This window comes from Pseudomonas sp. A1230, assembly GCF_044218825.1.
In the GTDB taxonomy this organism is placed as follows: Bacteria; Pseudomonadota; Gammaproteobacteria; order Pseudomonadales; family Pseudomonadaceae; genus Aquipseudomonas; species Aquipseudomonas iridis.
Genome location: NZ_CP162582.1, coordinates 1,662,148 through 1,689,129, shown reverse-complemented (window position 1 = coordinate 1,689,129; position 26,982 = coordinate 1,662,148). Strand labels below are relative to the sequence as shown.

26 protein-coding genes, 1 tRNA gene and 1 pseudogene are annotated in these 26,982 nt (G+C 56.5%); 11 read left to right on the top strand and 17 right to left on the bottom strand.

Features of this window, described 5'->3' with window-relative positions; translation table 11 throughout:
- The first annotated feature begins 108 nt into the window (after positions 1-108).
- The 3 genes from potE (at position 109) to AB4P97_RS08020 (ending at position 3,203) form a co-directional block, all read left to right on the top strand.
- Entirely contained in the window at positions 109-1,449 is a 1,341-nt protein-coding gene (gene potE, locus AB4P97_RS08030; protein ID WP_042558941.1) for a putrescine-ornithine antiporter, read from the top strand.
- A gap of 49 nt (positions 1,450-1,498) precedes the next feature.
- Positions 1,499-2,404, top strand: coding sequence for an amino acid ABC transporter substrate-binding protein (locus tag AB4P97_RS08025; protein ID WP_395602381.1), 906 nt, complete (start codon positions 1,499-1,501; stop codon positions 2,402-2,404).
- Positions 2,405-2,639: 235 nt separating this feature from the next.
- Complete coding sequence (locus tag AB4P97_RS08020; RefSeq protein ID WP_047303411.1) at positions 2,640-3,203, top strand: GNAT family N-acetyltransferase; 564 nt, start codon at positions 2,640-2,642, stop codon at positions 3,201-3,203.
- Positions 3,204-3,255: 52 nt separating this feature from the next.
- On the opposite strand, the gene AB4P97_RS08015 is transcribed toward AB4P97_RS08020, so the two are convergent.
- From AB4P97_RS08015 to AB4P97_RS08000, 4 genes are all read right to left on the bottom strand, one after another.
- Complete coding sequence (locus tag AB4P97_RS08015; RefSeq protein ID WP_395602380.1) at positions 3,256-4,179, bottom strand: universal stress protein; 924 nt, start codon at positions 4,177-4,179, stop codon at positions 3,256-3,258.
- Between the two features lie 129 nt (positions 4,180-4,308).
- The gene (locus AB4P97_RS08010; RefSeq protein WP_395602379.1) at positions 4,309-5,550 is read right to left on the bottom strand and encodes an MgtC/SapB family protein; all 1,242 of its coding nucleotides are present in this window, start codon (positions 5,548-5,550) and stop codon (positions 4,309-4,311) included.
- A gap of 54 nt (positions 5,551-5,604) precedes the next feature.
- The gene (locus tag AB4P97_RS08005) at positions 5,605-5,817 is read right to left on the bottom strand and encodes a hypothetical protein (RefSeq protein WP_395602378.1); all 213 of its coding nucleotides are present in this window, start codon (positions 5,815-5,817) and stop codon (positions 5,605-5,607) included.
- Positions 5,818-5,852: 35 nt separating this feature from the next.
- Positions 5,853-6,926, bottom strand: coding sequence for an NAD(P)-dependent alcohol dehydrogenase (locus tag AB4P97_RS08000; protein ID WP_395602377.1), 1,074 nt, complete (start codon positions 6,924-6,926; stop codon positions 5,853-5,855).
- 278 nt (positions 6,927-7,204) lie between these two features.
- On the opposite strand from AB4P97_RS08000, the gene AB4P97_RS07995 reads away from it, so the two are divergent.
- On the top strand, positions 7,205-8,131 hold the full coding sequence (locus tag AB4P97_RS07995; RefSeq protein ID WP_395602376.1) for a universal stress protein: 927 nt from the start codon (positions 7,205-7,207) through the stop codon (positions 8,129-8,131).
- A gap of 60 nt (positions 8,132-8,191) precedes the next feature.
- On the opposite strand, the gene AB4P97_RS07990 is transcribed toward AB4P97_RS07995, so the two are convergent.
- A complete protein-coding gene (locus AB4P97_RS07990; protein WP_395602375.1) occupies positions 8,192-9,388 on the bottom strand; it encodes an MFS transporter in 1,197 nt (398 codons plus the stop codon).
- A gap of 359 nt (positions 9,389-9,747) precedes the next feature.
- Here AB4P97_RS07990 and AB4P97_RS07985 point away from each other — a divergent pair, with 359 nt between their 5' ends.
- Positions 9,748-10,707, top strand: coding sequence for an EamA family transporter (locus AB4P97_RS07985; RefSeq protein WP_395602374.1), 960 nt, complete (start codon positions 9,748-9,750; stop codon positions 10,705-10,707).
- 80 nt (positions 10,708-10,787) lie between these two features.
- Here AB4P97_RS07985 and AB4P97_RS07980 read toward each other — a convergent pair whose 3' ends face one another.
- Together AB4P97_RS07980 and AB4P97_RS07975 are read right to left on the bottom strand one after the other, a co-directional pair.
- The gene (locus AB4P97_RS07980) at positions 10,788-12,107 is read right to left on the bottom strand and encodes an ABC1 kinase family protein (RefSeq protein ID WP_395602373.1); all 1,320 of its coding nucleotides are present in this window, start codon (positions 12,105-12,107) and stop codon (positions 10,788-10,790) included.
- Positions 12,104-12,568: a DUF3429 domain-containing protein gene (locus AB4P97_RS07975; RefSeq protein WP_395602372.1), complete on the bottom strand. Its 465-nt coding sequence runs from the start codon at positions 12,566-12,568 to the stop codon at positions 12,104-12,106. The genes AB4P97_RS07980 and AB4P97_RS07975 overlap by 4 nt, the downstream gene beginning before the upstream one ends.
- Before the next feature lie 583 nt (positions 12,569-13,151).
- On the opposite strand from AB4P97_RS07975, the gene AB4P97_RS07970 reads away from it, so the two are divergent.
- Positions 13,152-14,768 carry an arylsulfatase gene (locus tag AB4P97_RS07970; protein WP_395598810.1) on the top strand — a complete coding sequence of 539 codons (1,617 nt, stop codon included), beginning with the start codon at positions 13,152-13,154 and terminating at the stop codon, positions 14,766-14,768.
- Positions 14,769-15,154: 386 nt separating this feature from the next.
- On the opposite strand, the gene AB4P97_RS07965 is transcribed toward AB4P97_RS07970, so the two are convergent.
- Both AB4P97_RS07965 and AB4P97_RS07960 read right to left on the bottom strand, forming a co-directional pair.
- Positions 15,155-15,958, bottom strand: a complete 804-nt coding sequence (locus tag AB4P97_RS07965) for a 2OG-Fe(II) oxygenase (RefSeq protein WP_395602371.1) — start codon at positions 15,956-15,958, stop codon at positions 15,155-15,157.
- 80 nt (positions 15,959-16,038) lie between these two features.
- The gene (locus AB4P97_RS07960) at positions 16,039-16,848 is read right to left on the bottom strand and encodes a glycosyltransferase family 2 protein (protein WP_395602370.1); all 810 of its coding nucleotides are present in this window, start codon (positions 16,846-16,848) and stop codon (positions 16,039-16,041) included.
- 580 nt (positions 16,849-17,428) lie between these two features.
- Between AB4P97_RS07960 and AB4P97_RS07955 the strand changes: the two genes are divergently transcribed.
- A complete protein-coding gene (locus AB4P97_RS07955; RefSeq protein WP_395602369.1) occupies positions 17,429-17,692 on the top strand; it encodes a hypothetical protein in 264 nt (87 codons plus the stop codon).
- Between the two features lie 6 nt (positions 17,693-17,698).
- On the opposite strand, the gene AB4P97_RS07950 is transcribed toward AB4P97_RS07955, so the two are convergent.
- The 3 genes and pseudogenes from AB4P97_RS07950 to AB4P97_RS07940 all read right to left on the bottom strand — a co-directional run.
- Positions 17,699-18,121 (bottom strand): DUF4952 domain-containing protein, encoded by a 423-nt coding sequence (locus AB4P97_RS07950; protein ID WP_395602368.1) that lies wholly within the window; start codon positions 18,119-18,121, stop codon positions 17,699-17,701.
- Between the two features lie 679 nt (positions 18,122-18,800).
- Complete coding sequence (locus tag AB4P97_RS07945) at positions 18,801-18,935, bottom strand: hypothetical protein (RefSeq protein WP_395602367.1); 135 nt, start codon at positions 18,933-18,935, stop codon at positions 18,801-18,803.
- Between the two features lie 105 nt (positions 18,936-19,040).
- A pseudogene (locus tag AB4P97_RS07940) lies at positions 19,041-19,265 on the bottom strand (putative 2OG-Fe(II) oxygenase); the annotation flags it as partial.
- Positions 19,266-19,368: 103 nt separating this feature from the next.
- Between AB4P97_RS07940 and AB4P97_RS07935 the strand changes: the two are divergent.
- A complete protein-coding gene (locus AB4P97_RS07935; protein ID WP_115147956.1) occupies positions 19,369-19,578 on the top strand; it encodes a hypothetical protein in 210 nt (69 codons plus the stop codon).
- A 3-nt stretch (positions 19,579-19,581) separates the two neighbouring features.
- Here the strand turns inward: AB4P97_RS07935 and AB4P97_RS07930 are convergent, their stop codons facing one another.
- A complete protein-coding gene (locus AB4P97_RS07930) occupies positions 19,582-19,995 on the bottom strand; it encodes a cupin domain-containing protein (protein WP_047303372.1) in 414 nt (137 codons plus the stop codon).
- A gap of 276 nt (positions 19,996-20,271) precedes the next feature.
- Between AB4P97_RS07930 and AB4P97_RS07925 the strand changes: the two genes are divergently transcribed.
- Both AB4P97_RS07925 and AB4P97_RS07920 read left to right on the top strand, forming a co-directional pair.
- Positions 20,272-20,652: a RidA family protein gene (locus AB4P97_RS07925; RefSeq protein ID WP_042558925.1), complete on the top strand. Its 381-nt coding sequence runs from the start codon at positions 20,272-20,274 to the stop codon at positions 20,650-20,652.
- Positions 20,653-20,964: 312 nt separating this feature from the next.
- Entirely contained in the window at positions 20,965-22,953 is a 1,989-nt protein-coding gene (locus AB4P97_RS07920; protein WP_395602366.1) for a U32 family peptidase, read from the top strand.
- Between the two features lie 114 nt (positions 22,954-23,067).
- Here the strand turns inward: AB4P97_RS07920 and AB4P97_RS07915 are convergent.
- A tRNA-Gln gene (locus AB4P97_RS07915) sits at positions 23,068-23,142 on the bottom strand.
- 318 nt (positions 23,143-23,460) lie between these two features.
- Between AB4P97_RS07915 and AB4P97_RS07910 the strand changes: the two genes are divergently transcribed.
- Positions 23,461-24,489, top strand: a complete 1,029-nt coding sequence (locus tag AB4P97_RS07910; RefSeq protein ID WP_395602365.1) for an alpha/beta fold hydrolase — start codon at positions 23,461-23,463, stop codon at positions 24,487-24,489.
- Between the two features lie 71 nt (positions 24,490-24,560).
- On the opposite strand, the gene AB4P97_RS07905 is transcribed toward AB4P97_RS07910, so the two are convergent.
- From AB4P97_RS07905 to AB4P97_RS07895, 3 genes are all read right to left on the bottom strand, one after another.
- Positions 24,561-24,920 (bottom strand): DUF6124 family protein, encoded by a 360-nt coding sequence (locus tag AB4P97_RS07905; protein WP_395602364.1) that lies wholly within the window; start codon positions 24,918-24,920, stop codon positions 24,561-24,563.
- A 105-nt stretch (positions 24,921-25,025) separates the two neighbouring features.
- A complete protein-coding gene (locus AB4P97_RS07900) occupies positions 25,026-25,391 on the bottom strand; it encodes a DUF6124 family protein (RefSeq protein WP_047303363.1) in 366 nt (121 codons plus the stop codon).
- A 540-nt stretch (positions 25,392-25,931) separates the two neighbouring features.
- On the bottom strand, positions 25,932-26,957 hold the full coding sequence (locus AB4P97_RS07895; RefSeq protein ID WP_200617068.1) for a GlxA family transcriptional regulator: 1,026 nt from the start codon (positions 26,955-26,957) through the stop codon (positions 25,932-25,934).
- Positions 26,958-26,982: the final 25 nt, after the last annotated feature.

Sequence of the window (26,982 nt, the reverse complement as noted above, 5' to 3'; positions counted from 1 at the left end):
CTGTCCGAACAGCTCTCATATAGCGAAGTTTGGGCAGGAGCATGAGCCTGCTTCGCAGTGCATTCGATGGTTGAGCGGTAATGCGTTTCGCAGATCGAGGGGATTCCGATGGCCGACTCAAGCAAGAAAATGAACCTCATGGGGCTCACCACACTGGTTGCGGTAAACATGATGGGCTCAGGCATCATTATGTTGCCGACGAGCATGGCCCAACTCGGGGCTGTTTCATTGTTGTCATGGATCGTCACCGCTGTTGGCTCCATGGCCATCGCGTATTGTTTTTCCCAATGTGGCATCTACTGTCTGCGCTCAGGTGGGTTATCCGCCTACACCGAAGAAGCGCACGCAAAATCAGGTTTTTTCCTGTGCTCTTATCTGTATTTCCTGTCGCTGGCCATCGCCAACGTGGCGGTAGCCATCTCCGCAGTGGGATACATGACATCGTTCATGCCTTGGCTGGGAAGCGGCGCCATTCCATTGTTCATCGGAACGGTCGGCTTGCTCTGGTTAACCACCGTGGCTAATTTTGGCGGCCCTGGCATCACGGGCAAGATTGGTGCGGTTACTGTCTGGGGGGTGATCATCCCCGTGGCGGGCTTGAGCATCATCGGTTGGTTCTGGTTCAAAACCGATCTGATAGTCGCAGCCTGGAACCCGAACAACCTGCCGACATCCGAAGCGATCAGCAAAGCGATTCCTCTGACCCTCTGGGCCTTTCTCGGCATGGAGTCGGCTGCCCAGGCCTCTGACGCGGTGGAAAACCCCTCGCGCACCGTGCCGCTGGCATGCCTGTTCGGCACACTGGGGGCAGCCGCAGTCTATGTGCTATCGACGACGGTCATTCAGGGCATCATTCCCAATGCCGAACTGGCCAACTCATCAGCCCCTTTCGCGCTCGTGTATGCGCATATGTTCAACCCCACGGTCGGCAACATCATCATGGCGCTCGCGGTGATGGCCTGTGTGGGATCACTGTTGGGCTGGCAGTTCACTCTGGCGCAAACCGCCAAGATGACGGCTGATCAGGGCATGTTCCCAAAACTGTTCAGTAAGGTCAGCGCACACAATGCCCCCGTCGTCGGGATGCTGGTCTGTGGCGTGCTGCAGACCTTGATGGCGCTGTCGACCATTTCGCCAAACGCGAGTGCACAGTTCGGAAAACTCGTCAGCCTCGCAGCGGTGACCAATCTGATCCCCTACGTGACGGCAGCAACCGGGCTGCTGGTCATGATGTACAAAGCCAAAGTCAGCGCAGGCGTATACACGCGCAACACTCTGCTGTTAGTGGTTGCAGTGGCCTATTCCTTGTATGCGCTGTATGCCTGCGGCAAAGACGCCGTGTTCGGCGGCATCCTTGTTCTGGTGTTCGGCTACTTGCTCTACGGTTTCCTCGCTAAACGTTTTGTCGACGCCCCTGCGCCTGCTGGCACTCGGGCCGAAGACCCTTGATCCAAGTCTTCAGTACGGTACAGATATCTGAATTCGAGGAAGCCCTTCTATGAACGTAAAACTTGCCAAATCAAACAACCTGCTGCTCGTCTGCATACTGGCGCTGCTACCGATAATGGTCCATGGCAACACGCTTGAGCGCATACGCGCGAGTCACGCTATCACTCTCGGCTACCTACCTGACTTCGTGCCTTTCAGTGATCAGGCAGCCGATAAAGCCAGCGGTTATGCCATCGATCTTTGTCTGAAAATAGCCGAGAAGGTCAAGACCGATTTGAATTTGCCTGAGTTGAAAATTCAATACCAACCTGTCTCACTCAAAGACGAGATGAATGACGTCAGTTCGGGGAAGATCGACATTCTTTGTACGCCGACCCCACCCACACTGGCACGGCGAAAGATCGTCAGCTACTCGGTGCCGATTTACACTGCCGGTCTCTCGGCAGTGGTCCGCCAGAATGCTTCCGAAGCCTTGCTCAATGTGCTGGGCGGCAAGGTGGCTTATACAGGACCAACGTGGCGAGCGACTGTGAACCTTGGTCTATCCAATCAGACGTATGTCGCCATCGCTGGCGGTGTCACCGAGACGTGGATACATCAGCAGATGCGATTGCTGGGTGTTGTAGCCACTTTGGTCACAGTAGAGAACACAGATGCAGGTCTCAATCTGGTTGCCAGTGGCAAAGCCGATGCGTTCTTCGCTGAACGCATGATGCTCGAGCATCTGCTAACCAGGAATTACCCTTCAGGAAACCTGGTACTGCTAGAGCGGATTTTTGAGTACGCACCGACTGCAATGGCAGTGGACCGGGAGGATGAAGATTTCCGTCTGCTGGTCGACACTGCGCTGAGCGAAATGTATCGATCCGGCGACATTGAACGGGCCTTCGAAAAATATCTGGGGGGAGCCGGTGATTCGGCCAAAAAGCTATTCAAGATCTATGCAATACCTTAGCGACGTGATGAAAACACGTTTGAGTGCTGATTCCAGCGCCATGGGCCGGCAGAGCCTAAGACTGCACCCGCCCCACCTGCCCTTCGTCGATTTACATCCAACCGATGCCAATGAAAAACCGCGATGGCCGGTGTCTGACTTAGATCAGATGCAGCCGCGGGCAACGGTGTAGAAGGAAGCCAAGCGGACGTTTTTTCACCGCGCGCCAGCCTTTCAACTGGATGGAGGATGACCCATGCTCACCGTTAAAGACCACAACGATCAGGCCGTAGCCGCCTATGCGGCGGTCTCCGGCCAATATTGGATTGAGGCGCTCAAGGACGGCCGCCATGTGTTGATCCGCCCGCTCTCGGAAAAGGATCGCGAGCGCGAATACAACTTCATCAAGCGCCTGTCTCCCGAATCCAGGCACATGCGCTTTCTTGCCCAGATCAGCGAGCCCGGCACCGCCCTGCTCGACCAGTTGATGGACACCGACAACAAACAGCGCACGGCCTTCATTGCACTGGTTCACGAGCACGGCAAGTTGATCGAAATCGGCATCAGCCGTTATGCCGCCACAGGCGAACATCAATGCGAATGTGCCGTGACGGTCGCCGATGAATGGCGGCACTTGGGCCTGGGCACATTGCTGATGGAGCACTTGATCAAGGCTGCCCGCCACAACGGTTTTCGCCAGATGTATTCGGTCGACGCCGCGAGTAACGCGTTGATGCGTGATCTGGCCAAAAGTCTAGGGTTTGAGACTCAGAATGATCCAGACGATCCGCGCCAGGTCATTCATCGACTTCACCTGTAAAAAATCGCCTCGTGATGTGTCGGCCAACGACTCATCACGGGGCGATCCAGATTCAGGACTGCAAGGTGTGTTGCGGCTTGATCGCCAACACACTGCACGGAGCTCGATGCAGCAGCTGTTCGGCGGTGGTGCCTAACAACTTGCTCAAGCCGTGGTGCTGCACCGTTCCCATCACAATGACGTCAATCTGCATCTTGTCGGCGAACTCGCAGATACTCGGCACCGGCGCGCCCTCGATGAAATGTCGGCATGGATCTGGTACGCCGTGACGCTCGGCCAGGGCCGCAAACGCCTCATGCTGAGCGCTACCCAGCGTTTCATGAATACCGGTGGCCAACGGCAATGCGCCGAACCCCATGTCCGTGGTGTAAACCGTCGTCCAGTCATACACATGCACCAGCTCAAGTCTGGCATCACATTGCTCAGCCAGTCGGGTGGCTGCATCAAGGATCTGGTCGTTGAACAGGCAATCCTGTTCTTCGCTGCGCAAGACATCGACGATGGCCAGTACATTGCGCGGGCGGGGATGAGTGTCGTCAGTTACCAGGTGAACCGGCACTGGACAATCGCGTAACAGTTGCCAATCCAGCGGGGTATAAAAAATTCGCTTCAACGCGGACTCGTGCTGGGCATCCTTGATGATCAATATCACCGGCATCTCATTGACGAACTGCAGGATCTCGGCAAAGGGATCCTGAACCCAGACCACCTCGGTGGTGACCTTGATGTGATGCCTTGCCAGCAATGACGCCTGCTCTGTGAGCCACTGACGATGGGTGCGCAAATAACCATCGCGGGCCAGGCGGATTTGCTCAGGGGCAAACAGGCCTGCCACCGCCAGTGCTTGCACATAGTCGAAGGCCACAATATGCAGCGGCACTTGCATGGCCTGGGCAAGCGCCGCCGCGCGCTCAAACGCCGGCGTGCGTTCCATGACGGGAGGAGCGATCAACAGTAAATGCTGAGTTGGCGACATTGGATACCTCGGCACGCGGCCAGCCATAAGGAATAGACCTTCAGCGTGAACGCTGCGGCCGCAAGCACTTTGATCTTTATCAGCAACTGCACGGATTTTGACGGCGCCGGGTTGCGAGTCAGCTTGCGATTAAATCAACACGTAGCCGACCCACATCGCAAGCGTCAGCAATAGCTGGCCCGGAATCACATAGGCGGCGAAGCGTCTGCCGCCGCTGACCCAGGCCACTACACATTTACTCACCGAGTTACTGCTGACGGCAATCAGCGCGGGCGCGGCTATGGCGTCATATGGCAGCTGCCCCGCTTTGGCAAGATTCGCCACGGAGGCTGTGGCGGAATGCGCATCGGCAAAACCTGTCAGGGTCGCCGTGAGCATCATTCCCGCTTGGCCAAAGTTGTTGAGCATTACCGATGACAGTAGCGTGATGCCGGTCAGGGTCAGCGTCACGATTATTGCGAGTTTGAGATTGAACGCGCCGGAGGTCTTGATCGGCTCGCTGCGGGTACCCCGTGTCGGGTCGGGAAACATCAGGCAGGCTCCATAAGAGACTGTCGCTACCAAGCCGAAACCCAAAGGCGCCCACACGTCGCGCAGCAATTCCGGATCAACCATGGCGAAGATCAGGCCGACCTGAACCACCGTGGCAAGATTGGACAGAATGGCGGCCGCGCTGAGGATCCTGATGTTGTCCGGTTCATGAACGACTCGCTGGCCCATGGTGGCGATCGTTACGGTACTCGAAGCGAACCCCGACGCGATTGCGCTGATCACGTAGCCATAGCGGGTGCCCAGCATACGCACGGCGATATGACCGGTCGCGCCGACCAGCATCAGCAACACCGTCAGCGTACAAATAGTGCGTGGATTGATCGCGGCGTAGGGTCCCATGTACCGATCCGGTACCAATGGCAACACGACCAGCGCCGCGATCAACAAGATCAGGCCGTCGCGCATTTCAGCTTCGGTCAATTGGCTGTTGGCAAAATGATGCAGCGTCTGGCGATACGCCAATAAACCCGCGATGACCACGCCAAGGGCAATTGCCAGTGTCGGCGCAGTCGTACACAACGCACCCAAAAGCAACACCGTGATTAACGCCACCTCGCTGGTTACCCCGGGATCGTCGCTGAGGCTGCGCCAATACGCGACGCTAATCAGCAGCGTCACACAGGCGGCGATGATCCCCAACAGCAGGCCACCGCCAACTTGCAGCGCGACATAGCCCAACAAAGCGGTAATGGCGAACGTGCGCAAGCCGGCGCAGTGTCGCGCATCGCCAGTGCCCTTGTGCCGTTCACGCTCAAGGCCGATGAGCATGCCGATCCCCAACGCCGCCGCGGCACCGGAAAGATCGAAAACTTCGTTCATGATGGGTAACGCCGCGCAGGGTTTGCGAACTGCCCTGCACGCAGCTCAGAGCGATCATTCAACGCTGGCACCCATCCGGTGAGCCACAATCGGCCTCGTTGGCGTCTGAGCACAAGCATTTGGCCAGACATGAGGTGCATTGATGCGGGCCTGAAGCACATCGACAAAATCCTGCGCAGTCTTGACGCTCCTGAAGCTCACAACCCAGCCATCCAGGTGCACGACCCAGACATGGGGCGCCTGTCTTTCGGTGATCTCGATGTTCATGAAAACCTCGACTTCTGCGTCAAATCCATATGCTTTCAAGGAGTGATTGCCACCTTCATAACGCCGTCGCGTTGATGCGCGAACAGTTCATAGGCGGCTTCGATATCGTCCAGTTTGAATCGGTGAGTCACCAGCGGCGAGAGATCTACCGCACCGCTCTGCACCACGCCCATCAAGCGACGCATGCGTTCCTTACCGCCCGGGCACAGGGTGGAGACGATGCTGTAATCGCCCAGGCCCGCGGCAAACGCGCCGAGCGGGATACGCAAATCGCTGGAATACACGCCGAGGCTGGATAGGCGCCCACCGGGGCGCAGGACTCGCAATGCCGACTCGAAAGTGCCCTGAGTGCCCAGCGCTTCGATGGACACATCGACGCCACGGCCATCGGTCAGCGCCATAATCTGCTCCACCACGTCACCGTCATTGAAGTTGACGATATCGGTCGCGCCCAACTGGCGGGCCACACTCATTCGTTCAGGCACCGCGTCCACACCGATTATGCGGGTGGCGCCTTTCAGGCGCGCCCCGGCCACGGCACACAGGCCGATGGGCCCCAAGGCGAAAACGGCGACCGTGTCACCAATAGCGATCTCGCCACGTTCAGCGCCGGAAAACCCGGTAGACATGATATCCGGGCACATCAGCACCTGTTCGTCGCTCAGTCCATCGGGAATCGGGCACAGGTTGGCCAGCGCATCCGGTACCAGCACGTACTCGGCCTGGCAGCCGTCGAGGGTATTGCCGAACTTCCAGCCGCCGATGGCCTTGAAGCCATGCCGGGTCTCGGGGCCATCCTGCGAGCCGCAGCCACACAGGCAGGCATAACTTTGCCCGCTGGGGGTAATGGCGCCGGCAATCACCCGCTGCCCTTCGACAAATCCGCGGACTTGCGAACCCAGTCGTTCAATGACGCCGACCGGTTCGTGGCCGATGGTCAGCCCTTTGGCCACTGGGTACTCGCCGCGCAAGATATGCACATCGGTGCCGCAAATGGTCGTGGTAGTGATGCGGATCAAGGCATCCAGTGGCCCTACTTCGGGGATCGGCTTGTCGTCGAGCACGATGCGGTTCTTTTCAACGAAGATCGCGGCTTTCATCGTGGCCATGGTGACTTCTCCCTGCGCCAGTGGCGCGTTTGAGTTCAGCACTCGACCCGAGCTTGCGCCGCGCCGTCAGACCGCAGGTTGATAATGGTCAACAATCGGTGGATGAGCCGGAATGCCCGACCGCGCATCCGCTGGTGTGATTGATCAGCCAGGCATTTGACAAATATCAAGCGCCCCGCCGCCGCCCGCGCCAGGATCGGTGCATGTCGCTGCCGTTGCTCCTGAACGTTTGAGTTTGTGAGCGCATTACTGCTGTGATTACCCACGGGAGTTTTGTTATGTCTGATCAAGCACGCTTCATGCTCGTCGCCTCGCCGCTGATGAAGAACAGCCCTGCGTTCGATCGCGCCGCCGCACTGGCTAAAGCCTCGGATGCCGCACTGCACATCGTGGCGTTCGATTATCTGGAGGGTCTGGCGACCGCCGGGCTGGTCAACGAACAGGCCCTGGAACAGATGCGCCTGGGCTACGTCGAGCGCCATCACCAATGGCTCGAAGACCAGGCCCGGCCACTGCGCAAAATCGGTGTGCACGTCACCACTGAAGTGGTGTGGGTTGACCGGCCCTTGCAGGAAATCCTCATCCACCTGCGGGAACAGCCAATGGCTGCGCTGATCAAAGCACTGGAGCATGAATCGCTGCTATCACGCCTTATGTTCACGCCGCTGGACATCCACCTGCTGCGTGAATGCCCGGTACCGCTGCATTTTGTCAGTCACGTACAACATGCCCTGCCGCGTCGGATCGTTGCCGCCGTCGATCCCTTCCATCGCGATGGCCAGTACGAGGGACTCAACGACCGGATCCTGAGCGAAGCGGCAAGGCTGGCGAGTACCTGCAACGCCGAACTTGACGTGATCTATGCCCATGACCTGTCGTCCCTCAGCGCCGACGAATTCGGCTTTGATAACGCGTCCGCGTTCTTTTCCTCCAGCGCCGCCAAGAGGCTGTTTGACGCCCAAGGCGAAGCCTTCCAGGCGCTGGCTGCGCGCAACAATATCCCCGCAGAAAACCAGCACATGATCATGGGAGATCCAGCCAAGGTGCTTTCCAGCTACGCCGATGCGTACGACGTCGATGTGATCGTAATGGGCCGTGTTGCCCATCGAGGGATAGGCCGACTGGTCGGCAGTACGGTGGAACATCTGTTGTACAAAATGCCTTGCAGCGTGTGGGTGGTGGCGCCGCAAACCCTTTCCCTCTGAAGAGTGCCATCAGGCTGCCGCTCCACTTCCCGGGGGGCCGATGATGTGCGCATGAGTATGTCAGGCCGTCACGTTCGACTCGGCAAGATGAACTTCAGTGGCACTGCGCCCCGCCAGCCAGGCGAGCATGGACGCAGCAACCAACACGGCCGCACTGAGCTCGAAGGTGGCTTTATAACCGCTCAGATCAAACGCCAGCCCGCCAACGATCGCCCCTCCTGCGATAGCCAGTTGGACGATGGCCACCAGCATACCCCCGCCGGTTTCCGCATCATCGGGAAGCGTTTGCGCCAGCCATGTCCACCATCCAACGGGAGCGGCCGTAGCGACCAGCCCCCAGAGGCCGAGCAACACCGCGGTCAGCCACGGCGACGCGCCGAAGTTCACTAAAGCCAGCGCGATGGCAGCCATGATCAGAGGGATAACCGTCAGCGTGCGGTAGAGGCTATTGCGGATGAATTTTTCGATCAGAAAGGTTCCGATCAAACCTGAAAGCCCCAACCCCAGCAGCATGAAAGACAATGTCGAGACGCTGACACCGGTCACCCCCTCAAGAAACGGGCGCAGGTAAGTGAACAGCATGAACTGCCCCATGAAAAATACGCTGACGGCGACCATTCCTAATGCGACCGGCAACTGTTTCATCAGTCGCAGGGCGTTGCCGCTGCCTGTCGGGCGCTCGGTCTTGAAGGACGGCAGACTCATCATCAGCCACACGGCCGCCAGTGCGGCGACAGGAACAACACAGAAAAACGCACCGCGCCAGCCGATCAGCGAACCCAGGAAGGCGCCTGCTGGGGCGGCGATTACCGTAGCGAGCGCGTTGCCACCGTTGACGATGGCCAGCGCACGGGAAACTTGATTTGCCGGCACCAGACGCATCGCAGTTGCCGCCGACAATGACCAGAAGCCGCCGATGGCGATGCCGATCAAGGCACGCCCAGCCATGAATGACGGGTAGCCCGGCGCCAGCGCGACGATCGTGCCGGACACGATCATCAGCAAGGTGAGGCACAGCAGCAACTTCTTGCGTTCGACGCGAGCAGCGATCGATGCAATGACCAGGCTTGTGATCAATGCAAAGGCACCGGACACAGAAATCCCCTGCCCTGCCTGGCCTTCGGTGATGTGCAGGTCTGCCGCAATAGGCGTCAGCAGGCTGACGGGCATGAATTCTGAAGAGACCAACGCGAATGCGGCCAACGACATGGCCAGCACCGCGCTCCAGCCGCGTTTTTCTGTAGAAAGGAAAGTCATGGGAATTACCTGTGGTGCCAGAAGCGTGTTGATGTGATGCGCAGGGGTTCAAGCGGTTTGTCGCCGGCGTGAGCACTCCCCTGTAACAGATCGACACATTGTCCCGGTCAATCGGCTCGGGCCCTAGTGCATTCCTCTTGAATGCTTGCCTATTCCTGTGAGGATGCAGGGGGGGGCAGCAGCGAACCTCCACCAGCATTTGCGCCATTCCACCGGCATGAGCCTCAGTAGCAAAGTGGTTCGGACGCCGCACGCCTTGCCCGACCTATCCGATTGCGGTACAAAACGAGCAGTTGTACGACAACATAACAATAACCCGCACGCCATCCCGAATGGCCGAGCACTGTTCGAGATCTGCCATGCCCCGCTCTACCCTTGCGCAAACAGCTCCGACACCCTTCCCCCGCCATCTGGCCGTGATCATTCTTCTGTGCATGGGCTGTGCTTTCGCCGGCAACCATGTGGCGGCACGAGTCGCTTTTGATGATGGCGTGGGGGTGTTGCTGGCGATCTTGCTGCGCTCGGGCGGGACTTTACTGGTGCTCGCCATCCTGGTGCTGTGGCAACGGCAAAGCCTGCGTCTGCCGGCAGGTGCCTGGCGCTGGCAGTTACTGCTGGGTCTGCTGATTACCGCGCAAAGCCTGTGTCTGTACTCCGCCGTCGCTCGGATCCCGGTAGCGCTGGCGCTGCTGGTGGCCAACGTGTTTCCCATTCTGCTGGCGTTGCTCACCTGGGCGATGGGCGGCCCGAGACCGACCGCACGCACCGCAGCGCTGATGGGTTTGATTCTGGTGGGGCTGGTGTTTGTGCTGGACGTGCCCGGACGTCTTTCGTCGACGACCGGCGTCGGCCCGGAATGGTGGCTGGGCGTCACGCTGGCATTCTGCGCCGCCAGCGTGTTCGCCTGCGCGCTGTGGATCACCGACCACAAGTTGTCTCAGGTACGCGGCTCGGCGCGCAGTCTGTTGACCATTTTTATCGTCTTCAGCAGCATTAATCTGGCAGGACTGACGGGCGCCTTCCCAAGCGGACTGAACCTGCCCGCGACCTCCACCGGATGGCTGGCCCTTGCCACGCTGGTGGTGCTCTATGGCACCGGTTTCATCGTCCTGTTCATTTCCGTGCCTCGGCTGGACATGCCACGCAATGCGCCGGTCATGAACATCGAGCCGTTGGCGACGTTGTTGATGGGGTGGATTGTGCTGGACCAAATGCTCAGCACAGGGCAGGTTCTGGGCGGGGTGATTGTGGTCACCGGCATCGTATTGCTGACGTATCGCAAATCAACTATCAAGGCTGAAGCCAAAGCTGTCGTGTGAGAATTGCTCGACAACGAAGCGATGTGCAACTGAAGTGGCCAGACGTAAGCCTGCCGGGATATTTTTCGTTCGGGAATCGCTCAAACCACGTAAGGCTCGAACAGGCATCGCACATCCACCCTCGCCTTTAGCTTCGAGGCCACCAAGTACAACCCACCCACCTTGCGATGCAGAAACAGAACATCCACCGGTGGCGTGTGCCAGAAGTCACGATCGGCACCCAGTTGCCACCCTGCATCGCGCAAGCGTCCTGCGAGGTCAGACATCGCAAAGTCATAGGCACCTTGATACCGCAGTGGCTCGCAGGCCTGGGCGATGAGGTCGGTCAGCAATAACCGATGCCTGGTCAGGGTTTCATGCTGAAAGTAGCCCACTTCCAGCGCCGCCTCGGTGATGGCGGCGCGGTCTTCATGCAGGCCTGCAACTAGCAGTTTGCGAAATGCCTCGGTGCTGTTGCGGCTATAAAGGCGCGTGGCACCGAAGTCGAGCAATACGATCTTCCCGGTGTCTTGCTGATAAAGGTAATTGGCAAAATTGGGGTCGGTCTGGACGCACTGAAACTCAAACACCTCGCGCAGAAGCAGGCCGAACAGCAATGTCACGATCCGGTCGCGCTCTGCCTGTGGCGCGTGTTCAAGGCTTTCCAATGCGGCGCCGTCGGCGAAGGACATCACCAGAATGTTCGGCTTACTGAACTCGGCATACCCACGAGGAACCAGAAAGTCCGGACTGTCGGCTAACAGTTCATGAAAGCGCTGTAAGTGCTGAGCTTCTTTCAGGTAATCGGCTTCATTTTGCAGTTGGGACTTGGCCTCCTGGAGCAGTGCTGTGACGTCCATGCCGGGAGGCAGCAGCCCGGACATGCGCAGCAAAGTAGCGACGTTATCTACATCGCTGGAAATACTTTCGCGCACACCCGGATATTGCACCTTGATCGCCAGACGTTGCCCGTCTTTGCCTTTCGCAGCATGAACCTGGCCGATGGATGCCGCCGCCAAAGGCGTGAAGGAAAACCGTTCGAAGCGTCCTTCCCAGCCCTTGCCCCAGCTTTCGTCAAGGACTGCTACCAACTGGCTCATGGGTATCGGATGCGCGTCGGATCGCAGACGAGAAAGTATGTTGCTCAGCTCGCTCGGTAACAAATCACCCGCATCCATTGATAACAACTGCCCAACCTTCATGGCCGCACCACGCAATTGCGACAGTTGCTCGGCCACCCGTTGCGCATTGCCCGGGGTCAACAGCAGATCACTGAACGCCGGACGTTTACCTTGAGCCAACTGCCGCACACCTTCGGCCAGCATGCCGCCCGCCACACCGGAGGCCAAACTGCCAAAACGCAATAGCCGCGACAAGCGACTGCCCGGCACTGCAGACGATTCGGGCCGGCGCGGTTTCACGAAAAAATGACTACGGCGATTGCGCCAATAAGCAGGCAAACGCTAGCCACCGCTGTCAGGCGAAATCGCATCGGCAGGTACCAGGCGTGCAGGTTCACAGCCCGGACCAACTGCCGGTCTTGCCAGTAGTGGACGACAAATCCGACGATCAACAGCAAGCAACCCACTGGCACCGGTAGCAACGTGCTGAGCCAAGCGATAAGCGCCGGGATGACGCTCCATATAAGCCGGTTGCGGCGCAATTCGGCACTCATGTTTTGCACTGACATGGCGAAGCCCCAGTGCAACGCGCCGACGAAGCTCAGGATGACCGCGCCATAGTTGACCAGCGCCACCGCCAAAAACGGCCGATATTCCACAGACGTGAGGATGAGTAGCGCAAGACCAATAAACGGCAGCAAACCACCGTAGCCCAGCAGGACAATATGCCTTGGCGGCGAGATCGAAGACGACACGTTCATTTCAACTGCTTCCACTGCCCGATATACAAGACTGTAGACCCAAAAGCCCTGGCCTGATGCCAATGCTTTTGACCTGAACACTGGGTCAGACCCCTTTCCATAAAGAACCGGCCGTTTGGGTCTTTTTCTGCCCTTGGTGACGGGTAGTAGTCGGCCAATAGCGGGCGTTCGAGAATCGTGCGCTCGCAGTCATGTCGGCACATGGCTAACCGAATCAATCACTTTGTCGATGATTAAAATGGCCGCCGGATCACGGGCCCTTTGCTCGAAGCAGCCATTCAGGCTTCGAAGCACTAACAGCCTCCAGAAGCGTTCGTGTTTGCTCAGTAATTTCAAACTGCACAGGGACACTCGATGATGCGAAAAGAAGATTTATCTTTACCTGGATACGCGGCCCCTGGGCGGATGGGGTGCCACCATCGATCTGACGGTAGAGCTGTAAAGCCCATGAAACAACAGCTTACAGTCGAGAAACTAATACTGGATTATTAGCAATTCGTACCTACGCTCTTCACGGGGGATGCACTTTAAGGACGGTCGGGGGCTCGTCTCAGGTACTCACGCAAGTACGCAGGAGCTCAACATGAACCGGACAAAGTTATCAACGGCGTTCGCTGTATCAATACTGTTGTCTGCAGTGGTTTTCCCCGGCCTCTCTCAAGCCGCCGACAAAACAGCCCCTAACATTGTAGTCATCATGGGTGACGATATTGGCTGGTCCAACATCGGTGTCTACAACCAAGGCATGATGGCCGGTCGAACACCGAACCTCGACCAGCTCGCGGCTGAAGGCATGCGTTTTACCGACTACTACGCCGAGGCCAGTTGTACCGCCGGGCGGGCCAACTTCATCACCGGCGAACTGCCGATCCGTACCGGGATGACCACTGTTGGGCAGGCCGGTTCTCCCATTGGTATTCCCGCCGAAGCCTTGACCATCGCTACAGCGCTGAAATCCATGGGCTATTCCACGGGCCAGTTTGGCAAGAATCACCTAGGCGATCTCAACGAATTCTTGCCCACCGTGCACGGGTTCGACGAATTCTTCGGCTACCTCTATCACCTCGACGCCATGGAAGACCCGTCGCACCCCAACTATCCGCAGGAGCTTCTTGCCACCGTTGGCCCGCGCAATATGGTCCACAGTTGGGCGACCACCACCGATGACACCACAGTCATGCCGCGCTGGGGCAAGGTCGGCAAACAGAAAATCGAAGACGCCGGCACGCTCTATCCGGAACGGATGAAAACCATCGACGAAGAGATTCGCGACAAAGCCTTCGCCTTCGTCGACAAGGCCAAGCAGGACAACAAACCGTTCTTCCTCTGGCTGAATCCGACCCGCATGCACATCGTTACGCACCTGTCTGACAAGTACGAAGCCATGCGCAACTCGCAAAATGGCTGGTCGGAGCAAGAAGCCGGCATGGCACAGCTCGATGATATCGTCGGGGACGTCATGGCCAAGCTGAAAAAAGACGGCATGGATGACAACACCATTGTCATTTTCACCACTGACAATGGCGCGGAAAACTTCACTTGGCCGGATGGCGGCACCACGCCGTTCGCCATGGGCAAAGGCACCGTCATGGAAGGTGGATTCCGGGTTCCGGCGATCATTCGTTGGCCTGGCAAGGTACCGGCCAATCAGATTGCCAACGGCATCATTTCGGGTATGGACTGGTTCCCGACTCTGGTCGCGGCGGCCGGCAACCCGAACATCACTCAGGAACTGCTCAAAGGCAAACAACTGGGCGACCAAACCTACAAGGTGCATCTTGACGGCTACGACCAGACACCGATGATCACGGGCAAGGGGCCGTCGACCCGTAACGAAATTTTCTATTTTGGCGAGAGTGCGCTGGGTGCGGTGCGAATAGGCGACTACAAATATCGCTTTATTGACCAGCCAGGCGGCTGGATGGGCGCCAAGGTGGCGGTCGACGTACCGATCCTGACCAACCTGCGCCTTGACCCCTTCGAACGTATGGGTTGGCCGGAGAATCAGGCAGCGCAAGGTTCGCAGCAGTATTTCGACTGGTTCAAATACCAGTTCTGGCGCTTCGTGTTCGTCCAGCAGCAAGTCGCCAAGCTGGCGGAAACGGCTATCGAGTTCCCGCCGATGCAAAAAGGCGCGAGCTTCAACCTCGATTCGGTAAAAGCCAAGATCGCTGCGGCCCGGGCGGAGATGGCCAAGTAAGCAGTCGGGTAAACGGGTGGTCGGTGTTCGGTGTTCGCCACCCGTATTTATATCGCCATTGTCCAATGGCGCAGGGTTGAGCGTTAAAACCACCTGGTTGAATGCCTTGAGCAAGCGTGGTTCACCACTGCGGAGGAATCCCGATTGAGGTTGACTGAATTCCGCGGGGCGTGAAGTTGCGGGTCAGCAATGGCTGAAATTGACCGGAGTTTGCCAATTGCGAAGGGCCGCAACCGACCCAAAGCCGACAGCCGGTAATGCCGCGACTGTGAAACGAGTGAAGAGATCAACAAGTGACTGCATAGCTGCGATTGAGCGTGCAAAGCGAATGCGGATTCGCAAGTTAAAGCTTAAAAAGCACGAACTCAATCGACTGGCTGTATAGCTTATTTTTTCTTCTTGAATATTTTATTCATATAGTACTTGAGGCTGAAACGATCTTTCGGTCGAGGTTTGTAGTGAGTTTTGTTTCTTTGAGCCGGATCGATCGCCAAAGTACTGGCGGTATAGTAATAAAGCGCTATCGACCTGCGGGTGATGTGCTCTGGTGTTGTTAAAGGCTCTGGGTGCCCATGATTGCTGTCTTTGTCTGTATTGAAAATGACGCAGCGATTGTAAACAGGCAGGATTTTCTTAAGGCAGGTCTTCATCTGGATGTCCCACAATTCCAAATTACCCCCATATTCTTCTTTCCAGTCCTTATTTAGATAAATAATGATATTCAGCCTGCGCTCGACGTTAAGCCTCTTATTGAGCCTGAAGTCCGAGTGCACCCCCAAAAAACCACCACTTTTCGTTTCATGCAAACCACCGCCGGTAAAGTAGGGGTCAGGTATCAATCCTTCGATGCCTGTTAACTTCTCGAGAAATTGCAGCATGGGTGCGGAGTTGAAAGCATTGAAAATAGTCTTTAAAAATGGAGAGCATTCATTTGGGCTGATTTGGCGTTTTCGTTGCCCTTTATAGCCGCGCTCGTAGAGCATTTCGTTGTTGGTTGGTTCGACCGGGAAATTTGAGCAAATACTTGCAATCAGATCTTCATGCAAGAAATTTTCGATGACTATGTGCGGAAATGGCGTAGCCTGAACATAGTGACTAGCCAATGAATCACCAAAGGCGCTGGCGCTGTTCTGGTCGAAATCAAGCTCAGGTGAAAGGTTCATGGGTAGTGTTTGAGTAATGACTGCCATTGTTACTCCGATATTTAATACAACGACTTGTGGTGACTTAAAGCAAATCCGAACGCACGGTTCGTGCATGCCGGTGTGGTTTAATCATTACTGTTAAATTTGTTCAGGCGCTTAAGTATATTGTTGTACATTCTGGTTCGTCTATGAGTCTCTCCATAGCCGCCAGCCGCTGCGACAGTGCCGGACTGGATATGATCGAGATAGCTGAAAATTTTACGTGACGATAAAGACTCAATGACATAGCCAAGCTCGATCATGCGGTCTTGAAGGGTATATCCAGGAACACGATCATCCATCGAAAAGTGCATGCCATGCTGTTTTACAAGTTTGCAGTTCCACAATGTGCAGAAGCTCTTCAAATAGACTTCTCTATAGGGCTTTGGTGCTCTGGATCGTAATCCAAAAGAGATTTTAAGGCGTCTATAGTGATGTTTTAATAGTCGAGAACTAAAGCGCCAAGCAGTTCTCGCAGCGCCTCGATTTATTTGCTCTACACACCCAACGGCTAAGACTTTTTTGTTTTTTATGCATCTGTTCAGCATCATCGGAAAGACATTTTTATCGAAAATAAATGTATCGGTGTGCATCAAGAATAAATAATCAGTTTCAATTCGCTCCAAAACCAGGTCGAGTGCTTTGCCGTGTGCGATATGGCCTAGTTCTGGTTCAGAAACAGATCGTTCGATTAAATTGATCCAATCAAGTGTTCGTAAGTACCGGGTGCTTTCATCGGCCGAATAGTTGTCAACCACCCATATTGGGGCACCGTTGCTACCAAGGTGTTGGCGCAATAACTCCAAGCATATCTTAGTGATTTCTGGTGTTTTGTAATTCACTATGACTATACTGAAGTTTTTTGGGGGATCAGTCGGTGGGTCAACGTCATTCATTTTTTAGCTCTCAATTATATTGTATTTATATGTGGGCTTGTAGAGTCTGTATCCGGTTTAGAATTTTGTCTATCCGAGGCCTTACGCATCTTTAAAGATCACTATTAAAGTCGCTTTGTCATGCACTAAACTCACATGATTTACTCGCGCCTGATGAAAGCAGCAGATACCGTCCACATCGTATTCTGATCCACTCTACAGGTAAATATCCCCGAAATAATTCGTTACATCGAAACGCTATCCAGGTATGCCCACCCGGTAGCTTCGAATATGCACAAAGCTTCAGATCTGACACAGCTGAAGCTAGCATTCGTGCTGCACGATTAAAGAGACCCTCCGCAATCGATGGCTAAAAACTGCAATTACAGCTTTCAGGCACTTCGACAATCCTTACAAGCGCCTTCGCCGCGAGACAATTGAGTAACGAGTTTGTCAGCAACGAGTATAGTCAATGGATTGATGCCGCGCTCTCGAGCGCGGCGATCGTCCGCTTCTGGCCCTGAGTGTGTAAAAACGTCAGATTGGGTTTTCTATACTGACGCTAGAAAACGCGCACCGATCTGCTGAAGCATTGGAGGTTTTGCCGCAGCAGCAGCGCTCTCTTGGAGAAGCGCTGACCATGATCGTTGAGATGATCGTCGCCGAACACAGCGTTGCGCCGGCTCATAACAAGGCAATTGAGGAGGTGTTGCCAGGCGCTGTTCGTCAATTCGATGAGGATCAAGCACATTTACAGAAGCGGTTTTCGCAAGTATTGAACCCGTTCATGCGCAACGTCCCGCACCCGAACCTTTCGATCTACTTAATGGGCATCGCGGCACACGTGATCATCCATATTTACTGACTGTGCTCAGATCTCTTCGGTATTGATGGATACAGTGATGTTGAAGAATTTTATTTCTGACCACGAATTACGTTTGTTCACCGGCGTCTCCTCGGAGCCCATGCCGAGCAGATACCATCGCTGGGTTTTTTTATCGCGATAAGAATAAAATGTTGAGTCCCAGCCGCAGCAGATAAACCGGAGCATCGGAAGGTTGAAAGTCTGGTTCATGTATTTTTCCGCTTCAAGGGCGTCTGAGCCTTTTACGCGGTACTGAGCAATGAGAGGCTTTCCCTGTTCATCATTGTTTTGAGTGCATTCCACGTACTCTACAAAATCAGGCTTGTCGCTTAGTTTTGCCAGAAAGTCATCGCATCGAGGTTTAGCCATCGCGCAGCTGGCAAGCATTGAAAAACTTATCAAAAAAAGCAAGGAGATTAATCTGTTCATTTATTTTTCCACGATAAGTTTGCCAATGTATTTCCCTCTGCCGTCTTTCATGCGCTTATTAATTAAGTAGCCGTAGATATCATTCCACTTCAGTAATTCTTACAAGGTCACGCATCCCTCTGATAAATGACCGATGTGAATATACCGACTGCTATTCCCTGTTGTGCCTTCAACCTCAATCAGGAACCAGACGTCATTGCAGCGTACTCTTCCTGGGCGTGCGGCCTTGTAACCGGCTGTAGAAATATTGGCATGAGACTGATCCGGAGCCCCCTAGCCTTCCCCGGTCAATCTCAGCGTCGTAATGGCAGCCACGGTTGTTCCGCTCAGGAACATCGCGGGGGCACGCAGGATCAGTCCCGGTATCAACGTGACCAAAGGCACGCCTATCAGATACCAGGAACCTAGATAAAGCAGACTGCCAGCCGTGCTTGCGTAAAGCAGCAAAGGACAGATCAGGAGGATGGCGAAGACAAGATCACTTCGAAAGCTCACTGGCATTTCCCGGCCCTCGTTAGCAGATGCGTACTTGCAGTGACAGGATAGTTAACGAGGAGGATTTCGTCGGTTCTACTGGTACTTCGAGAAACAGTGCGGATTTACTGATGGTGCAAGCACGAAATTGCGCATGAGGAGCCGGCGGCGAACTGTTGGTCCAGGCCGCCGGCATTGAGGATCGCTACTCTACGGTGCAGATCCAGCGGTGGTTCTGCCGGTAAGGTGCGCGGGTGAAGTGGACGTCTGAAACCAGATTCATGCCGCGCTCCTGGAGCGCTTCGGCCAGTTGTAGGAGTGTCTCTGCCTGGATAGTCATCGCTGTTACCTCATCAGATTTACTGCGTTCATAATTCTTGACCGAACAGGCAACTGACTAATTCAAATTTTCTCTTGGGCTTGCACGGGCTGCCCTGAACAGGCTTCAAGCGCCGAAGTTAAACGCAATGGAAATCCGCGGCCTCGTTCCTTCATAACGTTTCACCGAGTGCATCAACCACGACGGGAACATGAGGAAAGTGCCACTTTGGGCAACACACGTAGTGCTAAAACCCGCACTGAGGCAATCTTCAACTCTCATGCGTAAAGCAGGATTGTAGGTCGATGCAACCATGCCGCGGGGGTCGATGAATTCCAGATCACCGCCCACATTAAAAAAGTTAAAGCACGTTGGCGCCATGTTGCCTTGAACTTCACGGCACGCAGGCATCGTGCTAAAACGGCAGCTACCCGTTTTGCAGGAAAGTCACCGAATGCCCAGGATACAACCGGCCAGTAAAGAGGCCGCAACCGCCGCAGACATCGAGCGATCAATCCAGGCGCTAAACAAAATGGCCGAACGCTTGTGGGGGGATGGTCGAGAAGCGGAAGCCAAAGCCCTTCTCGACGCACTTGATGCATTAAACCGTGCGCTCGACCGGATCCGGATTGGCGAGAGTCGCCGGGTTGTGACACTGCACTAAACCCTACGGCTTGAGAATCAACAGCGGGTCGCCCTTCTTCACAATGTAAGTCGCCAACTCCGAGCCCTTGTCAGTACCGATGTTCTTGGCGATATGCGCCACACCCTCCGGAATAAACAGTGAATCACCGGCCTTCAGCGTCACGGGCGCCCTGCCCTCAAGTTGATATTCAAATGTGCCGCTGATCACGTACGCGACTTCCACGCCCGGATGCGCATGACGTGGCGAGGTCACGCCGGGTTCAAAATCGACTCGTGCCTGAATCACTTCGCGGTCGGCGGCGCCGAGATCCTGGCGAACCAGATCAGTTCGGCTCAAGCCTTGCTGCCAGCTTTTAGGCTGCGTATCGGCGGCGTGTGCGATGCCGATCATCGAAGCAAGTATGGCGGCAGTAGTCAGGAACAATGGACGGCGCATGATGTTGCCCTCTCAAACTCAGTGGTGTGTGGTGACGCCACTTTGAACAGGGCTTGTAGTGCTGATGTGTCGTGAATTCTTGGTTTGTTATTGGCGTGTGTACCCGGCCGGGATTGATACACGCTTATACAAACGTTTCATCTTTCTGTCTGTGTGGGAGCGACCGCCCCTGAGGTGCGAAGCGTGACTGGCCTCCATTCGATTGACCAAACGGGCCATGTCGGCAACGAATCTGTAAACTGCGGCGATCTTTACTCGCTCAGACAAGGGACCCACATGGCCAACCAAGACATCACCTTCACGCCCGATCCGGATGCCGAGTCCATTTCCTCCGACGTCGCGACCTTCGGCGGGATCATGGTTTCCACCCAGATTCCGACCCGCGCCGATGGCAGCCTGGAACTGGGCGGCATCACCGAGCAAAGCGAGTGCACACTGCAAGCGCTGAAAGTTGCACTGGAACGTGCGGGCAGTTCGATGGACCGGGTCATGCATCTGACCATCTACCTCACCGACATGGCTGACCGTGCCGCGTTCAACGAAGTTTACAAGCGCTTCTTCGCCAAACCGTGGCCGGTGCGGGCGGCGGTTGGTGTTGCCTCGCTGGCCGTTGAAGGCATGCGCGTGGAAGTGACAGCAATGGCTGCCAAGGCCTGATCGCGATGGCGCACAGATAGTCGACATCTTTATTGACTGATCCACTGCCATCTCGGGCAAGCCCGCTCCCACAGGGTTTTGCGGTGGTCGCGAGATCTGTGTATGGCACAAATCACTGTGGGAGCGGGCTTGCCCGCGATGGCGGCGGGTCAGGCAACATTGATGTTGGATGTGCCTGCCCCTTCGCGAGCAACCTTGCCCCCACAGGGTTTGGCAGGGTGGCGTTTGCCATCGGGCAGCACGGGCGTGCCCGGCGCGCATTTCGGGGCTACAATGCGCGCCTCAACCGTGACAGCCTGACTAAAAAAAACTATGTCCTTGCCCAAGCATCATCTGGAATTGCTCAGCCCTGCCCGCGACGTGGCCATTGCCCGCGAGGCGATCCTGCACGGCGCCGACGCCGTGTACATTGGTGGCCCAAGCTTCGGCGCCCGCCATAACGCCTGCAACGAAGTGAGCGAGATCGCCGAGTTGGTGGAGTTCGCCCGCAAATATCATGCGCGCATTTTCACCACCATCAACACGATCCTGCACGATAACGAACTGGAGCCGGCGCGCAAGCTGATCCATCAGTTGTACGACGCCGGTGTCGATGCATTGATCGTCCAGGATCTGGGCGTGATGGAGCTGGACATTCCGCCGATCGAGTTGCACGCCTCGACCCAGACCGACATTCGTACGCTTGAACGGGCGAAGTTCCTCGATCAGGCAGGCTTCTCGCAATTGGTGCTGGCTCGCGAACTCAATCTGCAGGAAATCCGCGCGATCGCCGATGAAACCGACGCCGCCGTCGAGTTCTTCATTCACGGCGCGTTGTGCGTGGCGTTCTCCGGTCAGTGCAACATTTCCCACGCGCAGACCGGGCGCAGCGCCAACCGTGGCGATTGCTCCCAGGCCTGTCGCTTGCCGTACACCCTTAAAGACGAAAAGGGTGGCGTGATCGCCTACGAAAAACACCTGCTGTCGATGAAAGACAACAACCAGAGCGCCAACATCCGCGCCCTGGTCGAAGCCGGTGTGCGCTCGTTCAAGATCGAAGGTCGCTACAAAGACATGGGCTACGTGAAGAACATCACCGCCTATTACCGTCAGCGCCTCGACGACGTGCTCGAAGATCGCCCGGACCTGGCCCGCGCTTCCAGCGGCCGCACCGCGCACTTCTTCGTGCCCGACCCGGAAAAAACCTTCCACCGCGGCAGCACCGATTACTTCGTGACTGATCGCAAGATCGACATCGGTGCCTTCGATTCGCCGACCTTCACCGGTTTGCCGGTGGGCACGGTCGAGAAAGTCGGCAAGCGTGACATGCAGGTCGTGACCCACGAACCGCTGTCCAACGGCGACGGTTTGAACGTACTGGTCAAGCGTGAAGTGGTCGGCTTCCGCGCCAACATCGCCGAGCCAAAAGGCGAGTTCGAAGAAGACGGCGAGAAGCGTTATCGCTACCACGTCGAGCCGAACGAAATGCCGGAAGGCTTGTACAAACTGCGTCCGAACCACCCGTTGAATCGTAACCTCGATCACAACTGGCAGCAGGCGCTGCAAAAAACTTCTTCCGAGCGTCGCGTCGCCCTGAGCTGGGCTGCGCGTCTGCGTGAAGAGCAGCTGGATGTCACCGCCACCAGTGAGGAAGGCATCAGCGCCAGCGTCACCCTGAACGGTCCGTTTGGCGTTGCCAACAAACCTGAGCAGGCACTGGAGCAGTTGCGCGATTTGCTCGGCCAACTCGGCACCACGCAGTACCACGCCACCGACATCAAACTCGATGCGCCACAGGCATTCTTCATCCCTAACTCGCAGCTCAAATCCCTGCGCCGTGAAGTGATCGAAGCGCTGACCGCCGCCCGCGTCGCCGCTCATCCGCGCGGCGGCCGCAAAGCCGAAACCACGCCGCCACCGGTGTACCCGGATTCGCACCTGACGTTCCTCGCCAACGTCTACAACCAGAAAGCGCGCGACTTCTATCATCGTCACGGCGTGAAGCTGATCGACGCCGCGTACGAAGCGCACGAAGAAGCAGGCGAAGTGCCGGTGATGATCACCAAGCATTGTCTGCGTTTCTCCTTCAACCTGTGCCCGAAACAGGCCAAAGGCGTGACCGGCGTGCGCACCAAAGTCGCGCCGATGCAGTTGATCCACGGCGATGAAGTGCTGACGCTGAAGTTCGACTGCAAGCCGTGCGAGATGCACATCATCGGCAAGATGAAAGGCCACATCCTCAACCTGCCGCAACTGGGCAGCGTGGTTGGCCACATCAGCCCTGAAGACCTGATGAAAACCATCCCGCGCGCACCGCACTGAGTGGTCGGCGTGCGCGGTGCTTCGGCGCCGCGCACGCCTGCCCTGCTCCATCGAGGCCAAATCGCAGGCATAAAAAAACGCCAACTTCTTTCGAAGTTGGCGTTTTTTGATAGATGGCAGGGGCGGCTGGATTCGAACCAACGCATGGCAGGATCAAAACCTGCTGCCTTACCGCTTGGCGACGCCCCTACAGCACTTGTCAGCGGCTCCGTGAGGATCACTGCAAGAACGGGGCGCAATTTATCAATATTCGTTACGTTTGGGAAGCCCGAAATGAAATATTTTTTGTTTTAAAACAGCGACTTATTTTCTTGGCCGGATTTAGCCCAATGATCGGCCCGTTTGGCGGCGTGTATCACACTGTGTACCTACCCCGCCGCGATACAGCGGATTTCAACATCGCCCCTCTTCGACACAGGCCAGATACGTCTCGGCGCTCAAATGCACTCAAGGTTTGAAGGGTTCATTCGCAACCCTCATCCGACAGTTCGCACAGGAGACGTCACCATGAAAATGGCACTGCACACCCGCAAAACCGCATTCGGACTTTCGATTCTGGCGCTGTCGTTGTTCGGCGCTTTGGGTGCGGCTCAAGCCCAAACCGCAGAACCTGCGGCTGCGAGCTATTCCGCGCCCTCGCCGTTCGGTCCGCTGAAGCATGTGAAGGCGGGTGTGCTGGACGTCGCTTATGCCGAAACCGGTCCGGCCGACGGCCCGGTGGTGATTCTGTTGCACGGCTGGCCCTACGACATTCACAGCTACGATGAAGTCGCGCCATTGCTCGCGGCCAAGGGTTATCGCGTACTGATGCCGTATGCGCGGGGTTATGGCGATACGCAGTTCCTCTCCAAAGACACCCTGCGCAACGGCCAACCGGCGGCGCTGGCCAGTGACGTCATCGACTTCATGGATGCGCTGAAGATCAAGCAAGCGGTGCTCGGCGGTTATGACTGGGGCGCACGCTCGGCGGACATCGTCTCGGCGCTTTGGCCGGAGCGGGTCAAGGCGCTGGTAGCGGTCAGCGGCTACCTGATCGGCAATCAGGCGGCCGGGCAGAACCCGCTGCCGCCCAAGGCTGAATTGCAGTGGTGGTATCAGTTCTACTTCGCCACCGACCGCGGCCGCGCTGGTTATGCGAAGAACACCCACGACTTCGCCAGGCTGATCTGGCAAACCGCTTCGCCTCAGTGGAAGTTCGATGACGCAACCTTCAATCGCTCCGCCAAAGCGCTGGAGAACCCCGATCACGTCGACATCACCGTGTTCAATTACCGCTGGCGCCTGGGCCTGGTGCAGGGCGAGGCGAAATACGCGGCGCTGGAGCAGAAACTGGCCACCGCCCCATCAATCAGCGTGCCGACCATCACCCTGGAAGGCGACGCCAACGGTGCACCGCACCCGGCGCCGGAGGATTACGCCAAGCGCTTTACCGGCAAGTACGAGTTTCGGCTGATCAACGGTGGCATTGGCCACAACTTGCCGCAGGAAGATCCGCAGGCGTTTGCCAAGGCTGTGATTGATGCGGATCACCTTTAAAAGTCTTCCCCTACCCGCACAAAAAAGCAGTCAACCGCTCAGGCTGACTGCTTAATGGCTAACGTGCGTGATTACTCCGTTGGCACAACGATATCCAACGCCTTGTTGACCGCCAACTCTCCCAACATGACCACTTGCGCGATACCCAACAAGGTATGGCGGTTCGACCCTTCCAGCAGCCCTGCAAAATTACCGAGCATGACCGTGGCAGACGCTAAAGAGCCGCTGGCATTGGTCAGCAAGGACTCGGCGTCGGACTGCGGGTTGACCATGAACATAGTGCTGGGCGTATAGGGTGTTGCCATGATCCCGGCTGCCGGCAGCAGGTAATGGTCAAGCGCACGCTCTGCCGCTTCGTGGAGTTTTCTTGAGTTGGGTGATGCGTACGGCGACGCCGGATCTGTGGCGGGTGGTTCGGGTGTCTTGGACATCAGCTGAAACTCCATAAGAGCCAGAAGGCCTGAAGCGTCACGATCGCGACCGCAGACGCTTGTGTGCAATGAGGGAGCAAGCCCCCTCACTCATCTGCATCGCGACTATTGCGGCAAGCGCTGGTTATCCAGGACTCGCCCGACCACCAGTTCGCTGAGCATGATCACCTGCTGCAGCACCAGCATCTTTTTGCGGTGTGGCCCCTCCATCAATTCGGCGAACTCACGCGCCATGTCACTGGCGGACGACAAGGTTTCGTAGGCCTCGACGAGCAGCGTTTCGTCATCCACCGTGGGGTCGATGAGATAGATCCTGCCGGTCTTGCGTGTGGGGATTGAAGTCTTCAATGCCGAGGGATTGAGATAGAAGTTGATCGCGCGTTCTGTTGCCTCTTTGATGTTTTGAGGTTCGAGCGCGGCGTCGTAGGGGATTGGATCGGTTTCTGGCGGGTTTGGCGTAATTTTGAACATAGATGACACTCGCTTAGCAAAAAATAAGGAGCCATCACTCACGCTACCAAACGAGGGTGGTGACCATTACGCAGGTTGGTAGACCGGTCTAAGCGAGTAAACCCCGGCGCTCCCGAAAGAGCCCCACGCATGGCCACCATATAAAACCGAGTCCCGAAAAGAGACTGTATATAGCGGCGCATTACGCTTAGAGGACGGGCTACCAAACCCGATCACTGTTTTGCAGTGACAGAGAAACGATACAGCCCGCCTCAAGGCGCGTAAGCCGGCGGATTCTGGCGTACGCGTAGGCAACGGCGCAAGGTGGTGTAGCCGTTATGGCGTAACAGTGCGTGTAATTTAAACGTGTGCGCGCAGTGGCGTTTAAGTGCCGCAACGGACGTGAATCCTTCGTCCCCTTTGCGGGTCAATTTCAGTCCCCTCACATCAAAAGATCGCAGCCTTCGGCAGCTCCTACAGGGGCCATTGTAGGAGCTGCCGAAGGCTGCGATCTTTTGATGTGAAGGTTGTAGGTACGCCGACTTGGATACCGGGTTTGGGTTATTTGACCAGTCGTTTTTCCTTCGAAGGTCTATACCCGAAATACGAGCTATAGCACTTACTGAAATGACTCGGCGAAACAAACCCGCACGCCACCAGCACTTCCACCTGCGACAGCTCGGTGTGTTGCAGCAAGCGCCGTGCTTCGGTGATGCGCAACTCCAGGTAATAGCGCTGCGGCGTGGTGCCGAGTTGTTCCTTGAACAAGCGCTCCAACTGGCGCCGGGAGCGGCCGGCATACACTGCCAGTTGTTCCAGTTCCAACGGTTCTTCGAGGTTGGCATCCATCAGCTTCACCACTTCACGCAGCGGTGCGCTGACGCAGATATTTTCATCCGGTTTGATCCGTCGATAACGCGACTCCTCGAAGGCGAGGATATCCTCCACGCCCTCGACCAGGGCTTTGCCATGCAGGTTCTTGATCCAGTCCAGTGCCATGTGAAACGCCCCCGACGGGCTTGATGCCGTGAGTCGGTCGCGGTCGATGACGTAGGGTTCGCTGCTGACGTGGGTGGTCTTGGCGATTTCGGTCAGCGCCGGGCGATGTTCCGGGTGGATCGCGCAACGATAGCCGTCGAGCAATCCGGCGCGGCCTAGAAACCACGCGCCATTCCACAAACCGGCGAGGCTGACACCGCGTTCTGCTGCCGCTTTCAACAGGCTGATGAACTCGTCACTGGCGCGCAGTTCGGTTCGATAGCCGCCGCACACCACCAATAAATCCAGATCCTGAAGCGCCGCCAGATCAATCCGCGCATCTGGCCGAATCACCAATCCCAGATCGCTGATGACCTCAGCTTCACTCAAGCCAAACGTGCGCGTAGAAAACAGCTCTGCGCGCAACAGATTGCTGGTGATGATCGTGTCCAGCGCCTGGGTGAAGGCCGGCAGCGAAAAGTGTTCAAGCAGTAAAAAACCCGCGCGCGTCACGCGGGTCTGGTCAGCGGATTGCTCATTCAGATAGCGGAGGTTCTTGCCCTTCATGCCCCCGCTGAATTGACGTCGTTCGATCAAGGTCTGGTCCATCGGTCATGTTGTTATGCGCCGATAG

Coding starts and splice junctions, on each gene's coding strand:
- AB4P97_RS07935 (WP_115147956.1), top strand. CDS start 19,369: ATGCCCAGGATACAACCGGCCAGTAAAGAGGCCGCAACCGCCGCAGAC.
- AB4P97_RS07985 (WP_395602374.1), top strand. CDS start 9,748: ATGCCCCGCTCTACCCTTGCGCAAACAGCTCCGACACCCTTCCCCCGC.
- AB4P97_RS07965 (WP_395602371.1), bottom strand. CDS start 15,958: ATGGCAGTCATTACTCAAACACTACCCATGAACCTTTCACCTGAGCTT.
- AB4P97_RS08015 (WP_395602380.1), bottom strand. CDS start 4,179: ATGTCGCCAACTCAGCATTTACTGTTGATCGCTCCTCCCGTCATGGAA.
- AB4P97_RS07895 (WP_200617068.1), bottom strand. CDS start 26,957: ATGGACCAGACCTTGATCGAACGACGTCAATTCAGCGGGGGCATGAAG.
- AB4P97_RS07920 (WP_395602366.1), top strand. CDS start 20,965: ATGTCCTTGCCCAAGCATCATCTGGAATTGCTCAGCCCTGCCCGCGAC.
- AB4P97_RS07960 (WP_395602370.1), bottom strand. CDS start 16,848: ATGAATGACGTTGACCCACCGACTGATCCCCCAAAAAACTTCAGTATA.
- AB4P97_RS07975 (WP_395602372.1), bottom strand. CDS start 12,568: ATGAACGTGTCGTCTTCGATCTCGCCGCCAAGGCATATTGTCCTGCTG.
- AB4P97_RS07900 (WP_047303363.1), bottom strand. CDS start 25,391: ATGTTCAAAATTACGCCAAACCCGCCAGAAACCGATCCAATCCCCTAC.
- AB4P97_RS07970 (WP_395598810.1), top strand. CDS start 13,152: ATGAACCGGACAAAGTTATCAACGGCGTTCGCTGTATCAATACTGTTG.
- AB4P97_RS07950 (WP_395602368.1), bottom strand. CDS start 18,121: ATGAACAGATTAATCTCCTTGCTTTTTTTGATAAGTTTTTCAATGCTT.
- AB4P97_RS08020 (WP_047303411.1), top strand. CDS start 2,640: ATGCTCACCGTTAAAGACCACAACGATCAGGCCGTAGCCGCCTATGCG.
- AB4P97_RS07945 (WP_395602367.1), bottom strand. CDS start 18,935: ATGACTATCCAGGCAGAGACACTCCTACAACTGGCCGAAGCGCTCCAG.
- AB4P97_RS08000 (WP_395602377.1), bottom strand. CDS start 6,926: ATGGCCACGATGAAAGCCGCGATCTTCGTTGAAAAGAACCGCATCGTG.
- AB4P97_RS07925 (WP_042558925.1), top strand. CDS start 20,272: ATGGCCAACCAAGACATCACCTTCACGCCCGATCCGGATGCCGAGTCC.
- potE (WP_042558941.1), top strand. CDS start 109: ATGGCCGACTCAAGCAAGAAAATGAACCTCATGGGGCTCACCACACTG.
- AB4P97_RS07905 (WP_395602364.1), bottom strand. CDS start 24,920: ATGTCCAAGACACCCGAACCACCCGCCACAGATCCGGCGTCGCCGTAC.
- AB4P97_RS07995 (WP_395602376.1), top strand. CDS start 7,205: ATGTCTGATCAAGCACGCTTCATGCTCGTCGCCTCGCCGCTGATGAAG.
- AB4P97_RS08010 (WP_395602379.1), bottom strand. CDS start 5,550: ATGAACGAAGTTTTCGATCTTTCCGGTGCCGCGGCGGCGTTGGGGATC.
- AB4P97_RS07910 (WP_395602365.1), top strand. CDS start 23,461: ATGAAAATGGCACTGCACACCCGCAAAACCGCATTCGGACTTTCGATT.
- AB4P97_RS07990 (WP_395602375.1), bottom strand. CDS start 9,388: ATGACTTTCCTTTCTACAGAAAAACGCGGCTGGAGCGCGGTGCTGGCC.
- AB4P97_RS07930 (WP_047303372.1), bottom strand. CDS start 19,995: ATGCGCCGTCCATTGTTCCTGACTACTGCCGCCATACTTGCTTCGATG.
- AB4P97_RS08025 (WP_395602381.1), top strand. CDS start 1,499: ATGAACGTAAAACTTGCCAAATCAAACAACCTGCTGCTCGTCTGCATA.
- AB4P97_RS08005 (WP_395602378.1), bottom strand. CDS start 5,817: ATGAACATCGAGATCACCGAAAGACAGGCGCCCCATGTCTGGGTCGTG.